Source organism: Pelosinus fermentans DSM 17108 (assembly GCF_000271485.2).
Classification (GTDB): domain Bacteria; phylum Bacillota; class Negativicutes; order DSM-13327; family DSM-13327; genus Pelosinus; species Pelosinus fermentans.
In genome coordinates, this window is sequence record NZ_AKVN02000001.1 from 2445896 (window position 1) to 2463666 (window position 17771).

Consider the following 17771-nt stretch of genomic DNA (forward strand, 5'->3'; position numbering starts at 1 on the left):
TTCTTGTTTTTCACAATCTTGATTTTACAACAAAAGACGGCTTTCAGCTACTGCTGACTGCCGTCTTTTGTTTTTAGGGCTGTCTTAGCGCGACAGCCCCTTAGGTGCGCCCAGCATGGGCGCTTACTAGTCGGTGCAAGTCCGATACGGGGGTTGATAGTGCCAACCGTTAGCTTAAGACAAGGGTGTCCACCGCGAGGTGGAATCTGAAGGAAGTCGGCGGCAAAGCTCTGGTCTGAGGAACACGAACTACATATAAGGCATATGTCTGCCGGGTGAGTTTGCCTAACAAAACAAAGCCCTAAACTATTCGAAGCGGACGGTATAAATGTAGCAGATAGATGGAGTGAAAGTAAGCGTTCTTACCTGGGGAGATCTGACAGACAAGCTGTGGACATAGACTTGGAAACGGCAACCCATGCAGTGATGTATGGCTGAACTGTCAGAAGTCAGCAGAGGTCATAGTACCATAGCGGATATATACGCTGTGGGAAGGACTGAACAATAGGAGGTTTTGGAATTTTGAGAGACACGATGAAATGCGTTGAAAGCAGACAACTTCAAAAAGAAGACTGCCTACAGGAGATAAGAGTGGAACTTAGAGGTAATGTAGGAGTGCAGAGTATTTCATCCACGTCAGGAAAAGGAAGAAACGATGTAAATGAATATGCCAGTAGACTGCTAGAGGAAATCCTTGCCCCAAGTAATATGAATTTAGCATATAAAAAGGTGAAGGCAAATAAAGGGAGTCATGGAGTTGATGGAATGACAGTAAATGAACTATTACAATTCCTAAAACAAAATGGCAAGCAGCTCAGACAGTCTCTGCTGGAAGGAAAATATAAACCACAACCTGTCAGAAGGGTAGAAATACCAAAAGCAGATGGTGGAGTAAGATTGCTAGGAATACCTACTGTAGTAGATAGAGTAATTCAACAATCCATAGCTCAAATACTAAGCCCTATATATGAGCAAAAATTCTCGAAAACCAGCTACGGATTCAGACCTAACAAAAGTGCAAAAGATGCAGTATTAAAATGTAAGGAATACATCGATGCAGGTTATAAATGGGCTGTAGACATTGACCTTGCCAAGTATTTCGATACCGTAAGTCATGACAAACTAATGCGCCTGCTATCGGAGACCATTAAAGATGGTCGCGTATTATCGCTGATACGAAAATATTTACAATCAGGAGTCATGATAAATGGAACGGTAGAAGAAACAGCAGTCGGTTGCCCTCAAGGGGGCAACTTGTCTCCACTTTTGAGCAACGTTATGTTAAATGAGTTGGATAAAGAGCTTGCCCAGAGGGACTTAAAGTTTTGTCGTTATGCGGATGATGAGAACATATATGTCAAAAGCAAAAAGTCAGCAGAGCGAGTTATGGCAAGTATTACACGATTTATTGAAGAAAAGCTAAAGCTTAGAGTCAATAAAGAAAAGAGTGCAGTAGATAGACCATGGAAACTGAAATTTTTAGGATTCTCGTTCTACCACAAAAAAGGTGGAACTGGAATTCGGGTGCATCCAAAACCTGTTGAGAAGTTTAAGCAAAAGCTTAAAGAGATAACAGGGAGAAGCAAGAGTATGAGTATGGAGCAAAGAATGGAGAAGCTCAGACAGTGCATAATCGGCTGGGTGAACTACTTTAATATGGCAGATATGAATAAACTTGCGAAAACGTTGGATAAGTGGCTCAGAAGAAGGATTAGGATGTGCTTCTGGAAGCAATGGAAGAAAATCAAGACCAAGCATGATAATCTTGTGAAGTTGGGTATTGCCAAGCACAAAGCATGGGAATATGCCAATACAAGAAAGAGCTACTGGCATACAGCCAATAGCCCAATTCTTTCAAGAGCACTAACCAACGAATATCTAAAGAAAATAGGTTTCATATCAATCAGTGAAAGATATTCATTAGGACATTAATTCTATTGAACCGCCGTATACCGATCGGTACGTACGGTGGTGTGAGAGGTCGCCGGATAAAATAATTATTCAGCTCCTACTCGATTATTATAAAGAGCTATTGGTTTTCAGTTATCTGTAAAATAAAAGGATGGTCTAATGACCTTCAAATACTTTGCAAATTATCCATATAAGTGCGACGGTTGCTGCTGGAGTAATCATAAGCAGAATTGAATTTTGAATAATTTCAATCACCAAGCTGATCCCCCCCTGAATCCAATGTATGTATAGAAATCAACGTATAGAACATACGCTTTAAGCATTGAAAAGGCGGAAAGCCATAACAGGACGGGGGGAGGATAACAAGAGAATTTTATACCTATCACTAGTGACAATAAAGTGTAGTGATCCCTTGGCTTCTATAAGTGAACGCACATGGGGCTGGTTTTTATGATAGTAATGTAAGTATATGTAAAGAACGTTAGGCTGTCCTGTTGCGATTTTTATATTGCAGGAATTTATTGTCTTTTGCCGAAGTATAGTCAAAAATAGAGGAGATGATAGTATGGCTGGGGCTTTGATTATATGGATAAATAGCGATAAGAGTGAACAAATAGCATATTTCAACAATGAATATGTCTTTATAACAATAACCGATATGAAGAGAGTAGTACTTGGGGAAACCTTGGAAGATGCGAAAGAAAAATTAAAAGAAATTGGTAGACATGATATCTATAAAGAAATATAAGAGATACCCCAGAGTAGGCACTTAAAAAGCCTGCTCTATGGGGTATCTTTTATTGATGGACAAGTCTTTTGTCGCTTAAACAAAGATATAATGGTGGTATTGTGAATGTGCGAGAAGGAAATTTGTATTCCTACCGGTGTAGGAAATAATATCAAACACACGAAAGCACTTTCGTACATCTCCGATAAACCATATATGTTAGAGCAATTTTTGAAAATAAATCATCCGATATCTTTATGCGGTAAGCCGGATGTAGTGTGGGAAACTCGTGACGGTACTTTGATCGTTGGAGATTACAAAAGTCGTGAGAATCAACGGTAATTACTAAAAACTCATTCAAGGATTATATTGTAATAAACAAAAAAAATAAAGAATTTAAGATATGCAACATGTTGGGGTTCTGAGAGAGTATTAATTATTATAGGAGGTGTAATGTATTATGAAAGTAACTGATTTAACACATATTATTCATTCGGATATGCCAGTTTTTCCAGGAACTGAACAGCCAATTTTTGAAAAAGCAAATACATTGGAAAATGATGGTTTCCAAGAGGCGAAAATAACTATGTACTCACATACAGGTACACATATAGATGCACCTGCACATATGTTGAGTAATGGATCTTATTTAGATAACTTAAATATAGAACATTTTATTGGAAATGCTACTATTCTCGATTTTTCAGATGGAAAGATGAAATTAATAGATGTTGATAGTTTAAAGTCCTATGAGGAAAAAATAAAAAATGTTGAGTTCATTATAATAAAAACAGGATGGAGTAAATATTGGGGTGATAAAAAGTATTATGAAGACTTTCCTTCTTTGAGTGAAGAATCGGCCAAATGGTTGTCAGAATTTAATTTAAAGGGCATTGGCATTGATGCAATTTCAGTTGATGATATAGAATCAACCACGTTTGCAGTTCATAAAATATTAATGATGAAGAACATCATAATTATTGAGAATCTAACAAATTTAGATTTCATTAGCGAGGAATATTTTGTTTTAAGTATTATGCCACTGAAACATAAAAACGCTGATGGTTCACCAGTACGGGCTATTTCCATAGAAAATATATAGCAAACTCAAGTCACAATTATATATCAAAGATAACTGGCAGAGGATTTTTGACGCAGAGATAGATCCAAGAGAATCGGATCTATCTAACGTAAGTTTTCCAAAAAAAATCGAGGAATGAAAGTTGGCCTTCTGTAAAAAAGGACTTTTTTGTTCATTAAAGAACTATGGATCTATACGATAAAATTTGGAGGAGAATTCTTGTGGAGAGCAAAATACCAGAAACTTCAATTAAATGCGAAGCAAGACGTGCGTTTCTCGCGCTCTGTTCGCCTAAAACACGACGTTTACATGATCCTGTTTCCGACCCCTATGTGGTTTGTGGACATCCAAATCCATCTGGTCTTGGAGATGCAGACTGCTTTTCGCAAATGGGTTCTTGGGGGCAAAGTTCAGTTTTGTTTTCTAAGCTTGAGACCTACCGTACAGCTGATGAATGCGGCAGAGCACCTTATGGCGGAGCGGAATATGGCATTCCGCAGACACCAGAAGCCGACGCTGTATGTAGAAAAATTGCGGCATTGCATAAAGGTTATGGTGCCGTCATCTGTCCATCGGGATTATCCGCGTTTGCAACAACTTTAGACGCGTTTTCACCGAAAGCAGTTCTTATCCCTGATAATGTATATGGACCAATGCTTCGGTTTCTAAACCGGCGACGCATACAACAAATCCGTTATCCAGCAGGTGCTTCGGCAGATGAATTTCGCTCGGTTCTATTAAAAGCGCGTAGCGAATATTCTCAACATGAAGACTTGATTGTCTATATCGAGGCTCCAGGCAGCGGTACTTTTGAAATCCCCGATATCGATGGTATGATAGCTATAGCACAAAATGCCAAGTTACGTACTATTATGGACAACACGTGGGCAAGCCACGTTCGTTTTCAACCTCTTGAATACGGCATTGATATTGTTGTGCAAGCGACGACAAAATACGAAGGCGGATATGGAGATACGCCATCGGGGATTGTTATCGCCAGGCGCCCACAAGATCTGCAGATCATCGCCGACGAATTGCGCGCAACCGGTAACGGCGCAGTCGCACCAACGACTTGCTCGCGACTTTATCACAGAATTGATTCGACCGAAGAACGTCTCAATCAACACGCCGAAACCGCTCAACGGCTGATCGAATGGTTTTTGAAACAGCCTTTTGTCACCAACATCCTTTCGCCGACTTTGGAAACCTCACCTTATCATGAACGTTTCCAGCACTATTTCGGCAAAGGAAATGGTCTTTTTAGCGTCGTTTTCCGAAAGGACCTGCCGGCAGAGCATGTCGAGGCTTTTATCGATGCATTAAACCTGTTCTGGGTTGCTGAAAGCTGGGGCGGGCATCTGTCGCTTGTATTGCCGGTGCATGCCAAGCGCGAAGTTACACCCTTGCCTGATGGGTATATTTTACGCTTCCATGCCGGACTCGAAGACTACCAGGATCTTTTACGTGATCTCAACCAAGCGGCAAGATGTTTAAAAGTAATTAAGTAGGCTGTTAAGCGGGGGAGACCAGAGAGTAAATTAATCAGCGTATACTTGGCTTGACTAAAAAAGATTGAAATATGTATGTTCTACAGTCAGAAAAAACAATAAAGATAAGAGAAATTATGTGTAACCATAACGAAGTTGGGTGGCGTAGTAGCCCTAGCTCCAGACTTTGTGGAGTGGGGAATCTCAACTATCATTTTGTACTTTTTTTATCTCCATCTGAAATTCAATTTTTTCTAGGTTATGGTTTGCACACTTGTCTATGGACATCAAAACCTAGGAGAAAACGAACTTTAGCGTGTATATTTACATCTGGTCTATCTTTCCCTTTTCTATATGTTCCGTGCAAACAATTACTTCACGTATGAGCTGCTTAACAATGCTTCGTTTAGTTTCGAGAGTTTCCCCCTTAAATCATTTAAAAGTATGATAGTGTTCCTCTTGCGATTAACTTCATCATTAGTCGCAAGAAGGGCATTTTTTAATTTTTTCTGTCGGGCTTCGAGAGCAACACGTTCATTGATAATTTAGAAAGCTGTACTTCAACATCTTTAGAGGCTACGAGTTGCTTTTTATATAAATCAAGAATGGATTGAGAGAGGGAAGACTTGATCAGCTGTAATTCATGATCTATCGAAATATTGCTTTTTTCTATTTCTGGTGTAAGGTCAGTTATTAATTGTCCAGGATTGTTAAATTATAACAATCGCTATAGTGTTGATGATGATATAGTAGAGTTTGAAAGAGTGTATATGGTTGATGAAAACAAATTTAATAGTGAAACCATATGAGGAGTTAGGAAAGGTATATAAAAGTTTACCCCATTATATTGGCAATTCAACATACCTTCCTTGTTGGTATGGAGATGAGGAAAAAGGAGATAAGTATTTTTTATCAGTCTCATTTGAATTATCAGGATTGCAATTTTGGGGTAAATTACCTATACGGGATTTCTTACAATGGGAAACTAAATTTAACAAGTTAATTGAACAATTTCCATTTAAGTATCAGAAATAATAGGAAATAGAAGACGACTCTGTAGAGTTGAGACGCAACGAGTTTATAAGTAATCGATCCCCTTATTTTTCTGAGAGTTGATCGAAAAAACAATATTATACAGGAGTAAAGACAGCCCATCCATTAGTGGAACAGGGCTGTTTTTTATTTTACTTACATATTATTGTAAAATATGGTTATTTTAGTTGTAGATAGAAAGGAAAACAGTTACCTTGATGACCTCTAACGACAATAAGAAAAATTATCCATTGATACCGCCTCCACTTTATCGATATAATATAAGCTAAGCTTTAAGATATCATTTGAAGGAGTGATAGGATGAGACTAAAATTGACTATCGGCACGATTATAATAGCCTTACTACTTGGCGTTAGCATCAACTACAAAACAATCATTGATCAAAAGCAAGCAGATGAAGCACGAATAGCACAAATAACGTCTGAGGCTCAAATGAACCAGCAAAAGGTTGAGGACATGCAAAAAGACATAGCAATTCTAAGGCGTGAGCTGGCACTCCAGCGTGATGTCTACCCAACAAGCCGTGGTGGACACCGAGTGGCTCGCTACATAGATGGTGCACAGGTGACTTGGTACAACGATATGGGTAAAACAGCATCAGGCACAGTAGCTACCTCGGGCAGGACTGTAGCCGTTGACCCGGACGTAGTTCCACTAGGTTCAGAGGTTGAGATTGTTATGCCTGACGGCAGAGTTTTCCGACGTATCGCAGAAGATACCGGGGGAGCGGTTAAAGGTAAAGTGTTTGACGTTCATATAGACGCTTCAGACGAAGAACTATATGAGCTAGGGCGTACCCATGGGGTGAGAGTATTTGTTCTTGATAGGTAGGAATAGTCGGTGGACTTCGGTGAATACCAAAAGTCATAAAAGCAAGTCCCAAAAAAAATGAACTTAGCATTCACGAGGATTATGAGTTGGAGCTTTTTAAAAAATATACAAACTATCTTGTACTAGGATACCAGATGTTAGCAGAAGTCAATAAATACAAGGAGTGCCACTTTGGACATGCCATTGATGTCACGTAATGGAACAAGTCTTAATGGGAATAGAATATATGAATGAGCCAGGTAAAGTTTATCACGACAAGCAATAAGTGATTTAAAAAATACACAGCATCTCCATTAGTGGAGTAGTGCTGTGTGTTTTTTCCTATACCCAACCAGCTCCACAATCCCTTCCTCCCTCACATACCTGCCAAGATCATATTCAACCCGACAAGCCTCTTCATTAAACAACAGCTGCCAAGTAAATTCATTTGCTTCACGTTCAAAGCAGCCAGGGGAGAAGAAGGTATGCTCCTCAATCATAAAGTAATAGCCCCAACCTTTGTGGAGTAAGGCATGTCCTAATTCATGAGCGCAAACTTGTCTCTGTATATGTTCAGGTAGAGAGCTATTGATTATAATAAATTTATGTCTAAAAACTTTATCATAAAAGCCTCGTACGCCGGACTTTATAGGATAGAATATAACCGTAATGTTTAGAAAATCAGCTAATTCGAATGGATTTCTAGTATTATATTTCTTCATAAGATTTCGCACACGGTGCGGTATGCTTATCCCCTCATGCTACTAGCGAGAGGATTGTCACAGGAGCGCTAGATGTTGCTAGGGGCGGAAATAGTACTAGTGGAGTACATTGCAAGGGAGGTTGAAACTAAGAGCCGTAGAGGCCGCAAAGGAAGAGAGGGATTTGATATAAAACAGTTTATTCTTGCGTTGCTCCTTGTTGCAATGCAATATACAGTAAACCCTGGTGATACGTTGTACTGCCAGGGGGATGATCCTCGGCAGGTTGCAGAGTATCGAGAGGGGATCAGGGAGCTGAATTATGACGTGATTGGTGAGAGTGATGTGTGAGCAGGGTTGGTTTTAGAAATTAATCGTTGGGAGTGATATTTGTTATTAGAGCGTGAGGAATAAAAGAAAAAGCCCGAAGGCTTTCTAATAAAAAATAAGTACCTGCGAAGCTAGCGCGGCCAGCAATCTTGTTTAGGCCAGCAACTTCGTCTAGGCCTACAACCCCGTCTAGGACAACAAGATCGTCTAGGACAGCAACTATCATTAGGCCAGCAATACCAATAACAAGAGTAAATAGGGTAGCAGCCTAGGCCGAATTTCCATAAGTCTTTTGCATAAAGTTTTTTTCTCGAATTAGGATCTTCTTCCCAGTTTTCAATTTCAGGGTGATCCCATTTACGATAGTCCATATTTATAGATTACCTCCTAGCTTATCAATAGAAACTCTTCTGCTACATAATATGATCTATGGTAAATAAAGGTGATTCTGCGGTTATCAATTTATCATCAATTGTCCTGGATACTTGCTAATGTCCAGCAGATTGATCCAGTACCAGCAAAGGGTAAACAGCGACTATGGGACTGGGAGCAGTGAGATCTAGATTAATAAGATAAACAAGGGTGGGGAGAAGAAATATGTACATTCATATAGCCTGCTTATATGCGGCTATTTTACTCGGCTGCCTAATTGGATTTTAATAGCTGGACTATGCGCAGCAGCTAAACGTGGAGATCAACATCTTCAAGGAGATAGGCATGACACTAAGCAATGAACTTATACAGCAGATTAAGAAAGCACAGCACCAGCTAGATTCCCTCAAGTTTGGGAATGTAGATTTTATCATACAAAACGGTGAAGTCACCCGAGTCGATATACGGCAGAGTATTCGTCTGGAGAAAAAAGAATAATTGGTTGACCGACGAACGGAAGCCGACACTACCTGGTGATGCTAGGAGTGTCGGCATTTTATATTTTATGAGTGAGGTGGAGACGTGCAAGCGAAAAGAATAAACCATGGGAAACATTAATAGGAAAAGTACTTGTAAAATATTATCATAAACAGTCCAGATTAGAGCGACTGCTAGGTATTGAGGTCATTCTATTAGGTGATATCCGTGAGATGGAAGAAACAATAAAATGTATGATGGACACCCCAAAAATGACAGCTAAATATGGCTATTCACCAGGTAGTAGTAGTGATTGTAAAGCTATTGCGCTTAAACATAGCATTGAGGTAACTCGAAGCATTGAGCTTGACAAGTTAAATTTAAGCAAAGTTAGATTATTGTTTGATATGGAAAAGGCCAAAGGGGAAAGCAAGGGTAATGAACATGTGGACCCTCTGCGACAGAAGATGCAAGAGAGGTTAAGTTTATTGTTCAAGCAAATGCTTCGGCTAGATCCATAAGTGTGTTAGTTAATGGTTCTATATTTATTGGGTCACAAGCGACTACTACAAATGGGGTAAATACATATGGATTAAATGTAGGAAGCATATACAATTTTAAAAAAGGTGATTACGTTGAATTAGGTGTATACCAATTTAGTGGAGAGACAATAAAAATTATAAGTGATAGTAAGTAAGTGCCGGCTTTGTCAATTTATAAAATTTCAGATTAATAAGTAGGAATAGCCGTAAGTTATGAACATCACTTTGGTGGTAATAGTTCAGGTTAGGAAGTAAAATATACGAGGAAAGCGGATAAGTTGTTTATTATATTTTAAATCGGCAAGCGCTTGTCATTTTGAAAGTCCCCAGGGACGGCCGTAAAAAAGTATAGATAGCTATCCAGCACCGTCTTACCTTAATTGGTAGGGCGGTACTTTTTATTTTCTGCCTTTATCTCTCAATAATTTCTGATATTCCACTAACAAAGCATCTAGTTTTTCGCTAGCCTTAATAACTTGTGGATCGGTTAACAACCTTCCCATAGATACGCCATGCAATTCAGTTCGTAGCTGTTCAATCATTTCCTCAAGACGTTTTAAATCAGACATAGTCTTCTCCTTCGCGAACTATTGCAATTAGCTTGTCACTAATAGGAGAAGTTATAGCGTGTAAATATTGGAGATGGATTTCAGTTACCATCATTTACAACTTGATTTCCTTCTGTGTAAAACCTATAATTTAACACGAACGCATGTTCTGTTTATGGGTGGTGAATTTATCATGAGTCGTACAATTCTACATATCGATCTAAATAACTAGTACGCCAGCGTAGAATGCCTAATTCGTGATAAGCCTGTGATTGTATGCGGTGATGCTGAAGCACGTCATGGTATCATCCTCGCTAAAAATTATATTGCTAAGAACCTCGGAGTCAAGACTGGAGAAGCAAATTTGGGAGGCAAAGCAAAAGTGCCTTGGCTTAGTGTTAGTACGAGCAGATTTTCAAAAGTATTTACGGTTTTCTCGGTTAGCGCGAGAGAGTTATGCGGATTATAGTGACAAAATTGAGCCTTATGGAATTGATGAATATTGGATTGATGTTTCCGGAACAGAGAAAATATTTGGAACTGGTCAAGATATTGCAAATCAAATCAGGCAACGCTTGCGGGATAAACTAGCCTTACTGGATCGGTTGGCGTATCCTATACTAAAATTTTTGCGAAGCTTGGTAGTGACATGAAGAAGCCAGATGCTACTACGGTTATAACGGAAGAAAATTATTGTGATAAAGTTTGGCCACTACCTATTAGTGAATTGTTGTATGTTGGTCCCTCTACTAGGCGAAAGCTTCAAAATCGCGCCATCTATACCATTGGTGACCTCGCGAACCGCGATATTAAAAGTCTACGTTTACTACTAGGCATATGGGGAGAAACGCTGCATAGCTTTGCAAATGTTATCCATCCAATATCATATTTTAAATAAGCAGGTGAAGGGTATGAATAGTAAAGTCTTTGTGGAAGTTACAGCCAAACATGATATATATGGTAATGTTAGACCGATGTCAATCGAATGGGAAGATGGCAGAGTCTTTGAAGTGGATCGTCTTATCGATGTGCGTCAAGCTGCTTCTCTTAAAGGTGGAGGTGTTGGTTATGTGCAGTCAATAATTATGCAAAGATAGATGGCTAGAGGCTTAATATACCGCTACTTGTAAGGTACTCGGCTCTACATAATTATTCCATAGTATAATACCGATATCTGGGATTCTCCAGATAAAATTAAGCTATGGAGGAATATGTATGGAAAGAGTTACATTGAGCAAGTTGATTTTGCAAGTGCGAGACACCATGAATTATCTACGTTACCCTGAGAATCATATCAAGCGAAATATGCGAATATGGGAGAAATTTCAGCAATACTCTCAAAAACACTCACAGGAGTGTTTTTCGGAAGAATTGGGAGAGCGGTACTTAAAAGAAACCTACAATTACCCGTATCCTCACACCGGCAGGATGCCTGATTCCATTCAAAGAGGAGTCCGAGCGATCCGAATGCTGGGCGACTATCAACAACATGGACACATTAGGCGTTCCAGCAGGAGACCAGCTCCTTTATATCCTACGGAGTTCAACGAAATGATGGAGCAGTATGGGAAACGTTTACTGGAAAGTGGACTTTCAGTTGCTACTGTCAAGAATCGTAATGCCCATACCGGACACTTTTTAGCTTTTATTCACATAAAGAAGAAATTGTCTCTATTAGAGGTAGATGCACAGTTAATTAGCAATTATGTCACCTCATTGACTGGATATGCCAATTCGACGATGGGCGGCATGCTTTCAAATTTGAGAGGTTTCTTAGAATTTCTTTTTGAAACCGGCAGAATCAAGATAAATTTGTCCTTAAATGTCCCTCCGGTGAAGCGGGACTTCTCTTATCGACTTCCTTCAACATGGAAAGAAGAAGAAGTTAGAACTCTGCTTGCTGCCGTGGATCGTGGAAGTCCCATAGGCAAGCGGGATTACGCAATCATGTTACTGATTACTCGCCTTGGTCTGCGAAGATCTGATGCTGAAAATCTCAAGCTGAATCAAATTGACTGGGAAAAATCCTGTGTAGAGTTTGTACAAATCAAAACGAAACGCCCTCTTCTACTGCCGATGCCGGAAGATGTGGGTGAAGCAATTATTGACTATCTCCGGTATGGAAGACCTCAAACTAATGCCGAGACCCTGTTCGTTCAACATGTTCCGCCTTATTATGGCTCCATTTGTGCCGGAAACATCATGGCCAAGTATATTACCCTCTCCGGTGTCAATATCGAAAACAAGAGGCATGGGCTTCATACATTGCGACATACTCTGGCTAGTCGTCTTTTGGAACAGCATGTCTCCGTGCACCTTATTTCGGATATTTTGGGACACGCCAACATCTACGCCACCAACGACTATCTCCATCTGAATTTGGAGCAATTGAAACAATGCGCGATTGAAGTTGGAGAGGTATCCCCCCCATGAGTAAGCAGTATTCTATGAAGCAATATACATTTTCAAGTGTTTTGGCGCCTTGGATAGAGCAATTCATCGCAGAAAAGCGAAGCCTTAAATATCAATATAACACGGAAAGCAAAATGCTGGCGCGGTTTGATAAGTATCTTGTATCAGAGCAATATGATCGGTCTAGTCTTACCAAAGAAATTATAGAAAAGTATACAGCAAAGACGCCATACGAAAGTGTGCGGAATCATAAAGCCCGATATCAGATTATCCAGCAATTTAGTAAATATTTATGTCGTTTGGGTGTGGAGACCTATGTGTCTCCACTTATTTTCAAAGGCAACAAATCCGAAAATTTTGTCCCATATATTTTTTCAGATCGTGAAATAGCGGCCATTTTGTGGCAAGTAGATCACTACCCCTATGTTTACAAATGTCCCCATAGGCATTTGGTAGTCCCGTTGCTGCTGCGAATGTTGTAAGGATGCGGTCTAAGAGTATCGGAAGCTCTGAATTTAATGGTTGGGGATGTGGATTTCCAAAACGGTGTAATTTGTATTCGGCAGGGAAAGTTTGACAAGGACAGATTAGTACCAATGTCAGAATCTCTCCGGGTATATGTACAAGAATATATTGTTAAGGTATATTCGGCTCTAGATCCCAAAGTTCCATTTCTTCCATCTTCTCGTGGAACACCTTATAGTCCTGGAACAATTAATACTTTATTTCATAATATCTTGTTTAATGCAGGTATCTCTCATGGTGGCAAGGGAAAAGGGCCACGAGTACACGATCTCCGGCACACCTTTGCTGTTCATTGCCTTAGAAACTGGTTTAAAAAAGGAATTGATGTGTCGGCGGCACTGCCCTACCTGTCTACTTATTTGGGACACAAAAATATGCAGGGAACGCAACAATATCTTAGGTTGACCGCAGAAATATTTCCACATATCACGGATTTATTAGAGAAAGCGTATGGAGAAATTATACCTAGAGGTGATAAGCATGAAAACCTCTAGTATTTCCAGTTACATTACCAATTTTCTGAGTGTTTATCTTCCTACCCAACGCAATGTAAGCCAAAACACTATTTTTTCATACTGTGATGCCTTCCGGCTGTTTCTGACGTATTGCAGGGATCAACGTGGAATAGCTCCTGAACGTTTTTCGATTGAACAGTTTGATTCTAGCTTAGTTGGTGGATTTCTCGGCTGGTTGGAAACTGAACGAGGCTGTGGGGTTTCCACCAGAAATCAAAGGCAGGCCGCAATCCAATCATTTTCACGGTATGTGTTAGTAGAAGCACCCCAGTATATGACGGCATGCCAAAAAATACTTCAAATCCCAATCAAAAAGAAGCCCCACCCGACAGTCCATTATTTGACAACTAATGATATGCAGCTACTACTATCGCTACCTGACACAGCAAAAAGGTCTGGGAAAAGAGATTTGGTTTTGTTAAGCGTGCTGTATGATACAGGGGCAAGGGTACAGGAAAATGCGGATTTGACTATTCGGGATATCCGGCTGGATGTGCCTGCCCATGTTCATCTGACAGGGAAAGGTCGAAAGTCAAGAGATATTCCCCTTTTATCACAAACGGCAAATCTCATCAAGGAATATCTGGATGAATATCATCTCAATACTAGAGAAAACCTGAGTCATCCTTTATTCAAAAACCGTCATGGAAATCAATTGACTCGCTCCGGAATCGCTTACATCCTAAAAAAGTATGCTGTAACAGTTTCAAAACAATCTCCGCTAATGTCTCAAAATATCACTCCACATACATTACGGCACACCAAAGCTATGCATCTTTTACAGGCTGGTGTTCACCTCGTTTACATTCGTGATATCCTTGGACATGTAGATGTTGCAACAACGGGTATCTATGCAAAAGCCGATACAGAGATGAAACGAAAAGCACTGGAGAAAGTCGGTTCTATAATCCCTGTAGATGGACCTTCTTGGAGTAAGGATGCTGAACTAATTAATTGGCTAAAGAATTTCGGCAAGAACAAGTAATGGTCTTTGTTATGTAGAGTAAATGAAGAAAATTCAGGCCCAATCAACCTGTTTATTTTCATTCACTCCGCATAACTACTAGCTGCACATAACCTACATTATGTGCAGCTATACATAATGTTGGTGTAAGATATACCTGTAATATTATGGGCAAGCAAGTCTATTTATTTGACGATATGGGAAAATGGTTTATGGAAAGAAAAACCTCCGGCTAAGGCTAAGCCGGGGGTTTTTTTGATGGTGCGCCACGCATGGCGCGTAACTTGGCGGTGAAAGTCCGCTATGGGGGCTGGCAGTTGCCAACCATTAGCCAAGCGCAAGGGTGTCCACCGCAAGGTGGAATCTAAAGGAAGCGTGATGAGCAAAATCTCGGCCCGAGGAACACAAATCGTATTAGGCATTCGAAGTGGGATGAGTCTGCCATACAAGACAAAATCCAATAAACTGCACGGACACGGGGATGTATATGCGGCGGGTATATGGGATGAAGGTTACGTGTCTTACCGTGGGAGATCTTACGGACGCATGAAGCAAATTTGTGAAATGCGGTTGAAATAAGATTTGCCGTGAGAAGTCAGCAGATACCATATTAGTAACGCAGTCGACGGCGTTATGAAGGGTTGAACCCAAGGAGGTGTTAAGTCAATGAAGGTTACCAAAGTCGGGATAAAAGAAGGCAGAATACCTTGCTGTGGTAAGGACTGCCCGCAAAGAGATAATGCGGAACATGAAGGGTATGCGGGAGTGCTTACTGACAAGCGGATAACTGAAAACAACAACACCGATGCCGACAGTAAAGAGAAAAGACTTTTAGAGAGAATCTTGAGCCTGGATAGCCTTAACACAGCCTATAAGCAGGTTAAGAGTAAGAAAGGCGCGCACGGAATTGATGGGATGGAAGTGGAGCATCTTCTACAATATCTCAAAGTTAACGGGGAGGAACTTACCAAGTCAATTCTGGAAGGGAAATACCATCCGAATCCGGTACGAAGAGTAGAAATACCCAAGGACAGCGGAAAAATGCGGACGTTAGGGATACCAACGGCAGTAGACAGAGTCATTCAGCAGGCAATAGCCCAGGAGCTTGAACCCATCTTCGAACCTCAATTCGCAGAGACCAGCTATGGTTTCAGGCCGAAGAGGAGTGCCCATGACGCCTTGAGAAGTGTAAGGAATACGCGAACCAAGGGTATACTTATGTCGTTGATATGGACCTTGAAAAATTTTTCGATACAGTAAACCAATCGAAGATGATTGAAATACTATCAAGGACGGTCAAAGACGGCAGAGTCGTATCGCTTATACACAAATATCTTAGGGCAGGAGCCATGAATAGGGGACGATTTGAGGAAACGAAGCTTGGTCTTGTTCAAGGGGGTAACATTAGCCCCTTATGCAGCAACATCATGCTGAACGAACTTGACCATGAACTGGAACGCAGAGGAATCTGGTTTGTTCGATATGCGGATGATAGTGCGCCACGAAGGCGTGTTCAAGTAGCGTAGCTACTGAAGGCAGCCATGCTGTACAGATGATGGTGGTAGGTCCACCGAAATCGCCATACAGGTGGAGGTTTCAAACTACCTTAAGGTGCTGTGGCCAAAATCCATGGTATTGAGCGTTAAGGAAAAGGCAGTGATAAAACTGTCAAGTGCGTATTAAGGAGATGAATGAACAAGTGAACCACTTACGAAAATGTCGATAGCGTAGAGATTCCATCAAAACCAGGGGGTAGTCGTTAATCTGGGATAAGTCTAGGGGAAACCTGTTTACTGCCTAGACGGTGGGCGGCATAAAGGTGGCATGAACTTAATACAGGCGTCTGTACGGAACGTGGGAACCCACGGGCTGATGTTAAGGGAGTATATCAAGCGGAAGAACCGCAAGATAAGAGTACCAATGCAGTCATGGGGGCAGATTGGGTTGTAGTAGTGATGAAGTTTCTGTAATGGGAATGGAGCGAAGAACCCGAATTATTCAGTTTCAAGAATAAGTCAACTTTGAAAGGAGGAGGAACTTATGCAAGAAACAAAGCCATACAGTATTTCCAAAAGAGCAGTAATTACTGCTTATGAAAGAGTGAAAGCAAATAAGGGAACCTATGGAGTGGATGAGCAATCTATTGAGGATTTTGAGAGAAAGCTAAATAATAATCTCTATAAGATTTGGAATAGAATGTCGTCAGGAAGTTATTTGCCGAAACCTGTAAAGGCAGTAGCAATTCCAAAGAAGAATGGTGGAACTCGTATTTTAGGAATACCAACCGTAGAGGACAGGATAGCGCAGATGGTAGCGAAGTTATACTTTGAGCCATGCGTGGAGCCGATATTTTACGAAGATTCCTATGGATACAGACCGAATAAATCAGCAATACAAGCAATAGAAGTAACAAGGAGAAGGTGTTGGAGAAAAGACTGGGTTTTAGAGTTTGATATAAAGGGTCTATTTGATAACATCAGACATGATTACTTAATAGAAATGGTAAAACACCAAACAAAAGAAGAATGGATTCTTCTTTATGTACCAAGGTGGTTGACAGCACCGTTTCAAATGGAGGATGGAACGATTGTTCTAAGAACTTCAGGAACGCCACAAGGTGGGGTAATCAGTCCTGTACTTGCCAATCTATTTTTACACTATGTATTTGATGATTATATGACGAAAGAGTTTCCAACAATACCGTGGGCAAGATATGCGGATGATGGAATTGCACACTGTGCGTCTCTTAAACAAGCGAAATATTTGCAACGCAGGCTACAGGAACGTTTTGAGCGTTTTGGATTAGAATTAAATTTGGATAAGACAAGAATTGTATATTGTAAAGATGATGACCGAATAGGAAATCATGAATACACCTCTTTTGATTTTCTGGGATATACATTCAGACCAAGACATGCAAAGAATAAATGTGGAAAGTTCTTCACTAACTTTCTGCCAGCAATGGGAGAAAAGGCGAAGAAATCCATAAGAAAAGTAGTTAGAAAGTGGAAGTTGCAGTTGAAACCGGATAAGGACTTATTGGACATAGCAAATATGTTCAATAGCCAAATACAGGGATGGATTAATTACTACACGCATTTTTATAAATCAGAGATATATGAAGTATTAAGATATATTAATGGACGTCTTGTTTACTGGGTTCGCAAGAAATACAAGAATCGAAAATCAAGACAAAGAGCTGAACATTGGCTTGGAGAAATAGCAAAGCGTGATAGAAAACTGTTTGCACACTGGAAATTTGGGATACTGCCAACGGCTGGATAATGGGAGCTGTATGAGCTGAGAGGTTCACGTA

The 17771-nt window shown here is 40.3% G+C and carries 22 protein-coding genes and 2 pseudogenes; 22 read left to right on the top strand and 2 right to left on the bottom strand.

The window, feature by feature from the left end; genetic code table 11:
* The first annotated feature begins 522 nt into the window (after positions 1–522).
* The 7 genes from ltrA (FR7_RS11180) to FR7_RS11210 all read left to right on the top strand — a co-directional run bounded on the left by ltrA (FR7_RS11180) (position 523) and on the right by FR7_RS11210 (position 7090).
* Entirely contained in the window at positions 523–1932 is a 1410-nt protein-coding gene (gene ltrA / locus FR7_RS11180) for a group II intron reverse transcriptase/maturase (protein ID WP_007934514.1), read from the top strand.
* 544 nt (positions 1933–2476) lie between these two features.
* Positions 2477–2659, top strand: coding sequence for a hypothetical protein (locus FR7_RS11185; RefSeq protein ID WP_007934512.1), 183 nt, complete (start codon positions 2477–2479; stop codon positions 2657–2659).
* Positions 2660–2764: 105 nt separating this feature from the next.
* Entirely contained in the window at positions 2765–2980 is a 216-nt protein-coding gene (locus FR7_RS11190) for a hypothetical protein (protein ID WP_007934511.1), read from the top strand.
* A gap of 118 nt (positions 2981–3098) precedes the next feature.
* The gene (locus FR7_RS11195; protein WP_007934508.1) at positions 3099–3740 is read left to right on the top strand and encodes a cyclase family protein; all 642 of its coding nucleotides are present in this window, start codon (positions 3099–3101) and stop codon (positions 3738–3740) included.
* A 200-nt stretch (positions 3741–3940) separates the two neighbouring features.
* Positions 3941–5227 (top strand): trans-sulfuration enzyme family protein, encoded by a 1287-nt coding sequence (locus FR7_RS11200; protein ID WP_007934506.1) that lies wholly within the window; start codon positions 3941–3943, stop codon positions 5225–5227.
* 756 nt (positions 5228–5983) lie between these two features.
* Entirely contained in the window at positions 5984–6241 is a 258-nt protein-coding gene (locus FR7_RS11205) for a hypothetical protein (RefSeq protein ID WP_007934505.1), read from the top strand.
* Positions 6242–6559: 318 nt separating this feature from the next.
* Positions 6560–7090 (top strand): 3D domain-containing protein, encoded by a 531-nt coding sequence (locus FR7_RS11210; protein WP_007934503.1) that lies wholly within the window; start codon positions 6560–6562, stop codon positions 7088–7090.
* A 293-nt stretch (positions 7091–7383) separates the two neighbouring features.
* Here the strand turns inward: FR7_RS11210 and FR7_RS11215 are convergent, their stop codons facing one another.
* Positions 7384–7791 carry an ImmA/IrrE family metallo-endopeptidase gene (locus FR7_RS11215; protein WP_007940760.1) on the bottom strand — a complete coding sequence of 136 codons (408 nt, stop codon included), beginning with the start codon at positions 7789–7791 and terminating at the stop codon, positions 7384–7386.
* Positions 7792–7863: 72 nt separating this feature from the next.
* Here FR7_RS11215 and FR7_RS11220 point away from each other — a divergent pair, with 72 nt between their 5' ends.
* From FR7_RS11220 to FR7_RS24180, 4 genes are all read left to right on the top strand, one after another.
* Positions 7864–8121 (top strand): hypothetical protein, encoded by a 258-nt coding sequence (locus FR7_RS11220; RefSeq protein WP_007934501.1) that lies wholly within the window; start codon positions 7864–7866, stop codon positions 8119–8121.
* Between the two features lie 696 nt (positions 8122–8817).
* Positions 8818–8970, top strand: a complete 153-nt coding sequence (locus FR7_RS23215; protein WP_007934499.1) for a DUF2292 domain-containing protein — start codon at positions 8818–8820, stop codon at positions 8968–8970.
* 71 nt (positions 8971–9041) lie between these two features.
* Complete coding sequence (locus FR7_RS11230) at positions 9042–9470, top strand: hypothetical protein (protein WP_007934496.1); 429 nt, start codon at positions 9042–9044, stop codon at positions 9468–9470.
* A gap of 2 nt (positions 9471–9472) precedes the next feature.
* On the top strand, positions 9473–9646 hold the full coding sequence (locus FR7_RS24180; RefSeq protein WP_157781525.1) for a hypothetical protein: 174 nt from the start codon (positions 9473–9475) through the stop codon (positions 9644–9646).
* 243 nt (positions 9647–9889) lie between these two features.
* On the opposite strand, the gene FR7_RS11235 is transcribed toward FR7_RS24180, so the two are convergent.
* Positions 9890–10060, bottom strand: a complete 171-nt coding sequence (locus tag FR7_RS11235) for an aspartyl-phosphate phosphatase Spo0E family protein (protein WP_007934495.1) — start codon at positions 10058–10060, stop codon at positions 9890–9892.
* Between the two features lie 223 nt (positions 10061–10283).
* Here FR7_RS11235 and FR7_RS24450 point away from each other — a divergent pair.
* The 11 genes and pseudogenes from FR7_RS24450 to ltrA (FR7_RS11290) all read left to right on the top strand — a co-directional run.
* Positions 10284–10508 (top strand): annotated as a pseudogene (locus tag FR7_RS24450) (Y-family DNA polymerase); the annotation flags it as partial.
* Positions 10435–10692 carry a Y-family DNA polymerase gene (locus tag FR7_RS11240; RefSeq protein WP_237714849.1) on the top strand — a complete coding sequence of 86 codons (258 nt, stop codon included), beginning with the start codon at positions 10435–10437 and terminating at the stop codon, positions 10690–10692. The pseudogene FR7_RS24450 and the gene FR7_RS11240, both read left to right, overlap by 74 nt.
* Positions 10693–10950: 258 nt before the next feature.
* Positions 10951–11136 (top strand): hypothetical protein, encoded by a 186-nt coding sequence (locus FR7_RS11250; RefSeq protein ID WP_007934483.1) that lies wholly within the window; start codon positions 10951–10953, stop codon positions 11134–11136.
* A gap of 118 nt (positions 11137–11254) precedes the next feature.
* Complete coding sequence (locus tag FR7_RS11255; protein WP_007934481.1) at positions 11255–12472, top strand: tyrosine-type recombinase/integrase; 1218 nt, start codon at positions 11255–11257, stop codon at positions 12470–12472.
* Positions 12469–12933 (top strand): hypothetical protein, encoded by a 465-nt coding sequence (locus FR7_RS11260; RefSeq protein ID WP_007934479.1) that lies wholly within the window; start codon positions 12469–12471, stop codon positions 12931–12933. Before FR7_RS11255 ends, FR7_RS11260 begins: the two co-directional genes overlap by 4 nt.
* A 15-nt stretch (positions 12934–12948) precedes the next feature.
* Positions 12949–13470 (top strand): annotated as a pseudogene (locus tag FR7_RS11265) (tyrosine-type recombinase/integrase); the annotation flags it as partial.
* Positions 13457–14476 (top strand): site-specific integrase, encoded by a 1020-nt coding sequence (locus FR7_RS11270; RefSeq protein WP_007934476.1) that lies wholly within the window; start codon positions 13457–13459, stop codon positions 14474–14476. The pseudogene FR7_RS11265 and the gene FR7_RS11270, both read left to right, overlap by 14 nt.
* Positions 14477–14833: 357 nt before the next feature.
* A complete protein-coding gene (locus FR7_RS11275; RefSeq protein ID WP_237714848.1) occupies positions 14834–15034 on the top strand; it encodes a hypothetical protein in 201 nt (66 codons plus the stop codon).
* Between the two features lie 87 nt (positions 15035–15121).
* On the top strand, positions 15122–15715 hold the full coding sequence (locus tag FR7_RS24715; RefSeq protein ID WP_007934472.1) for a reverse transcriptase domain-containing protein: 594 nt from the start codon (positions 15122–15124) through the stop codon (positions 15713–15715).
* Positions 15685–15981 (top strand): reverse transcriptase domain-containing protein, encoded by a 297-nt coding sequence (locus FR7_RS24720; RefSeq protein WP_007941873.1) that lies wholly within the window; start codon positions 15685–15687, stop codon positions 15979–15981. The genes FR7_RS24715 and FR7_RS24720 overlap by 31 nt, the downstream gene beginning before the upstream one ends.
* Positions 15982–16495: 514 nt before the next feature.
* On the top strand, positions 16496–17740 hold the full coding sequence (ltrA, locus tag FR7_RS11290; protein WP_007934470.1) for a group II intron reverse transcriptase/maturase: 1245 nt from the start codon (positions 16496–16498) through the stop codon (positions 17738–17740).
* Positions 17741–17771 lie beyond the last annotated feature (31 nt).